We start from the raw sequence: 3,901 nt of genomic DNA on the forward strand, positions 1-3,901 counted from the left end.
CGACCGCAGGCGGCGCTCCGGGTGATCGGCGAGGCTCCGGCGGTTCCGGGCTCGCCGTAGCGGCGGGGTCGCAGCCGGGACCGAGGCAGCTTGTCCGCCGACACCTCTCCCACGCTGCTACTGGTGCACGGCGCGGCCTCCACCGCGCAGGTGTGGGGCCCGCTGCAACGCGAGCTCGCGCTGCTAGGCCACCGGACTCTCGCGGTGGACCTGCCGGGGCACGGCACCCGCGCGCACCATCCCGCCGGTTACCACCAGTCGCCGCAGGACCTGGAAGCGTTCGCGGCCGAGCCGTCCGCGCTGGCCGGGATCGGACTCACCGACTACACCGACGACCTGCTGGCGGTGGTGCGCAGGCTGGCCGAGCACGGCCCGGTGGTGCTGGCGGGTACGAGTGCGGGTGGAGTGCCGATCACCGCGGTCGCCGAGGCCGCTCCGGAGCTGGTCCACGGCCTGGTCTACCTGTCCGCGTGGTGCGCGGTGCGCTCGGCCACCGTCGGCGAGAACGCCACCTGGCCCGAGCACTCGGGCAACCCGTTCGACCAGATCCCGTGGCCGCAGGTGGGCGACCCGGAGCGGCTCGGCGTGGTCCGGCTCAACCTGCGCAGCGCCGATCCCGACTACTTGGCGAAGGCGCACGCGGCGATCATGGCCGAGGGTTCCGCGGACGAGTTCCGCGCGCTGCTGGGCACCATGGAACCGGACGTGAACTTCCTGCTCGGAACCCAGCGATGCCCTGCGACTCCGCAGCGGTGGGGCCGGGTGCCGCGGCACTACGTGCGGTTCACCGCGGACCGAGCGATCCTGCCCGCCGCGCAGGACCGGATGATCGCCGAGGCGGACGCGCTGGCGCCGCGGAACCCGTTCCGGGTGCACTCCGTCGACGCCGGGCACGTCGGTTACCACAGCCGTCCCCGCGAGCTCGCCGAACTGCTGGACGGGATCGTGGCGGGTTCCACCCGGCCCGCGGACCAGGCGGAACCCGGCGCGGATCACGACCAAGGACCGTCGCTGACGCCGCCGGTGACGGGGTCGAACAGGATGTAGCCGCGCTGGAAGTCCACCTGCGTGCCGCCCTCGACCTCGTGCGGATCGGAGGTCGGGTAGCCGAGGTATCCGGACTGCCGGTCCAGCTCGTCCCAGCGCGCCAGCACCGCGCCGGTCAGCCAGTGCGCACCGGCGTCCGGGTGCCAGTAGGCGACACCGGCTTGCTCGCCGGAGAACTCGTTGTAGCGGCCGACGCCGTCCGGCGCCGCCAGCTCGTCGGTGACCGGATAGCCCAGCGGCCCGGTCTCGGAGCCCTGCGCGATCCAGGCGTCGCGGATCGCGCCCTGCACCGAGTGCGTGCCGGTCCGCTCGGTCGAGTACACCGATGCGCCCGCGGCGTCCGGCCCGACGAACTGGTTCTGCTCGCCGAGCCCGTCCGGCGTGGCCTCGGTGGTCGTCGTCGGATACCCGAGGTAGCCGACCTCCCAGCCCTTCTCCGCCCAGAACGCCCGCACCGCGCCCCACACGCCCTGCGCGCCGGTGTCCGGGGTCCAGTAGATCGAGGCTTCTCCGCGGGTGCCGCCGGTGAACTGGTTGTAGCGGCCGACGCCGTCCGGCGCGATCAGCTCGTCGCTGGTGGCGGCCCCGAGCGACGCGTAGCCGCCCGCGGAGTCGTAGCGGGCGGCGATGTCGCCGTGGATCTCGGCGACCCCGGTCCGCTCGGTGTGGAACAGCCAGCCGTGCTGGAACTGCCGGTAGGTGACCGCACCGTCGCCCTGTTCGGAGTCCACCGGGTCGCCGAGCAGTTCCCGCAGCGCCGCGTCGTTCCAGTAGCGGTCTTCGATCGGCGTGAACTCCCGGGCCTGTGCGGGTGGTGCGGCGGTCGCGGGCGCCGCCAGTGCATCCGGGGTGGCCAGTGCGACCGGCGTAGCCGGTGCCAGCGGGAGGGCGGCCAACGGTAGAAGGGCGAGAGCGGTGCCCCAGCGTGTCGTGTTCAAGTCGGGTCCCCTTTTTTGTTGTCCGACACGGTCACCGCTCGCACGCACCGGCCACCGCACCGGTTTGCCGCCTTCCGGCAAATTCACCGGTTCGGCCGCACGGCCCGGTTCCGGGCGCTAGTCCCGCGCGTCGCCGTCCCGGTCGGAGCGCTGCACGCCCGCATTGCCGTCGATGTCCCCGTAGTCGTTGTCCGCGAGGGTCGGCAGCCGCGTCCACCCCTGCCGCGTCACCTGCCGCACGTCGAGGTCGTACTGGCCGACCGGGTGCAGGTAGCGGTTCACGAACACGTTCCCCCACGGCAACCGGGGCGGTCCGCCGGGCAGTTCGGCGGGCAGCTTGGTCTGCACCCACGTCCGCGAGGTCTGCACCCACGCGCCGGCCCACGGCAGGTTGCTGATGTTGTCCAGCCATTCCGACGGCAAGCCTTCGTCGGCGGTCAGCCGGACCTCGGGCGTCTCGGTGATGCCGTTGTGCACCGACACCTGGTTCACGCACGGCCACAGCGGCGCGGCGATGTGGTTGGCGAACACCGTGCGCCCGCGGGTGACCTCGGTGACGGGCCGGGATTCGGTGGCCTTCGGCTCGGCGACCGCGAGCCAGCTGTTCGCGCCGGTGATCCGGTCGACGGCCACCACCCTGGCGGCGTCCGGTCGAGCCTGCGGCACCGGCGCGGAAACCTGCTGCCATTCGCGCAGTGCCGAGCGCCGCAGGTCCGGCGTCAGTTCCGCGGAGCCGGTGACGGTGAAGCCGTCACCCGCGGCGTGCCCGAACTCGACGCGCAATTCCTGCCCCTCGAGCCCGCCAGCGACGGGCACGGTGATGTTCGTGCCCTCGCCTGCCAGCGGGTACCACGGGGTCACGAGCTTGCCGACGCTCGGCGTGGTGCCGTCCGGGCGCGCGTCGTGCCAGAGCGCGGTGGGCGAACCCCACGGGCTCGTCGGGATCGGAGGCTGGGCGCCGGAGCCCGCGAAATCGTCGTACACCTCGGCTTGCCCCACGGGAGCACCGAGCTGACGCTGCACCGGCAGCTGCACCCGCGCATCGGAAGCCAGCCCGCACCCGTCGCCGAAGGCGGTCTGCATCCCGCTGCGCGCCACCGTCCACCCCGGTGCCTGCGCGATCGGCGCGTACACGAACAGCGCGCCCATCAGCAGCACCGAGCCGAGCGAGGCGGTCACCAGCACGGCCCGGTCCGCGCTGATCCGCACGAGCTTGCCGGACCGGCGTCGCCAACGCGCCCACAACCACGTGCCCAGCGCGAGCGCCAGCCACGGCAGCGGGTTGTGCAGGAAGAGCGGGCCGATGTGCGGGAGTTGGTCGTCGGCGCCCGGGTTCACGTGGTTGCCGAACCGCTGTCCGGCGTCGGTGAACGGGATCCACCAGTTCTTCCCGGCGAAGCTCAGCGACACCGCGCCGATCAGCACCAGGACGCTGCCGATGCTGATCACCGCCCCGGCCCGCCGCGGCAGCGGGGATCGCAGCAGCACGGCCGCGAGCAGCACCGTCGGAGCGGCGGCGATGGAGTGGAAGTGGTTCACCCACTTCGTCGGGCTCAGCGCGATCAGGCCGAGCGCCATGGCGGTGGTGCCCGCGCTGGTGAGCACGAGCCGCCGGATCGGGTCACGCCCCATGCCGCCGCGCCCGCTGGCGACGGTGACCACGGCCAGCACGCCCAGCGCGAGCAGCACCGGCAGCCGCCGCGCCCAGCCCGCGGTGTTCAGCAGCGTGTTGTAGTGCTCGAACTCCTCGTACCAGGAGAACGACAGGTAGTACCACTTGTGCACGTCGGTGGCCTCGAGGACGTCGCCGAGCGTGGCGTCGGCGAAGCCCACGGGCACGATCACCGAGGCCGATGCCGCGGCCAGCAGCAGCACCCCGGCCCGCTCCGCCCAGCTCTGCTCGCGCAGCCAGCGCA

At 73.0% G+C, this 3,901-nt stretch carries 3 protein-coding genes; 1 reads left to right on the top strand and 2 read right to left on the bottom strand.

Annotation, left to right across the window (positions count from 1 at the left end):
* Positions 1 to 90 precede the first annotated feature (90 nt).
* A complete protein-coding gene (locus IJH84_RS23955) occupies positions 91 to 1,047 on the top strand; it encodes an alpha/beta hydrolase (RefSeq protein ID WP_295149325.1) in 957 nt (318 codons plus the stop codon).
* Here the strand turns inward: IJH84_RS23955 and IJH84_RS23960 are convergent.
* Both IJH84_RS23960 and IJH84_RS23965 read right to left on the bottom strand, forming a co-directional pair.
* The gene (locus IJH84_RS23960) at positions 993 to 1,985 is read right to left on the bottom strand and encodes a hypothetical protein (protein WP_295149327.1); all 993 of its coding nucleotides are present in this window, start codon (positions 1,983 to 1,985) and stop codon (positions 993 to 995) included. The genes IJH84_RS23955 and IJH84_RS23960 overlap by 55 nt on opposite strands.
* Before the next feature lie 117 nt (positions 1,986 to 2,102).
* On the bottom strand, positions 2,103 to 3,901 hold a 1,799-nt coding region (locus IJH84_RS23965; RefSeq protein ID WP_295149330.1), incomplete at its 5' end, for an arabinosyltransferase domain-containing protein.

This window comes from Saccharopolyspora sp., from assembly GCF_017434145.1.
Taxonomy (GTDB): Bacteria; Actinomycetota; Actinomycetes; order Mycobacteriales; family Pseudonocardiaceae; genus Saccharopolyspora_C; species Saccharopolyspora_C galaxeae.